The following is a 476-nucleotide window of genomic DNA, read 5'->3' on the forward strand; positions in this document are numbered from 1 at the left end:
GACGAAGACCTTCTCGTTCTTCGCGCCGCCTTCGATCAGCTTTCTCTGCCGCTCGTTCAGCGCCTCGAAGTCGTCGCGCCGCATGAAGATCTCGCCACGCACCTCGAGCACGGGCGCGGCGATTCCCTTCAGGCGCTTTCGCACCGCCGCGATGGTGCGCACGGTGTGGGTCACGTCCTCGCCGGTCTCGCCATCGCCGCGCGTCGCCGCCTGGACGAGCAGTCCGGCTTCGTAGCGCAGGTTGATCGCCAGGCCGTCGAACTTCATCTCCGCGGCGTAGGCGACGGGCGGGTCGGCGTCGCCGAGCCCGAGCGCCCGGCGGATTCGCGCGTCGAACTTCTCGGCGCCGGCGGCCGTGGTGTCGGTCTCGGTGTTGATCGACAGCATCGGCACCGCGTGGCGCACCGGCTCGAGGCCTTCGAGGACGGCGCCGATGACGCGCTGCGTCGGCGAGTCGGCGCTGGCGAGCTCAGGAT

The 476-nt window shown here is 70.2% G+C and carries 1 pseudogene; it reads right to left on the bottom strand.

The window, feature by feature from the left end:
- A pseudogene (locus I6F37_RS38835) lies at positions 1-476 on the bottom strand (hypothetical protein); the annotation flags it as partial.

This window comes from Bradyrhizobium sp. NBAIM08 (assembly GCF_020193935.1).
Taxonomy (GTDB): domain Bacteria; phylum Pseudomonadota; class Alphaproteobacteria; order Rhizobiales; family Xanthobacteraceae; genus Bradyrhizobium; species Bradyrhizobium yuanmingense.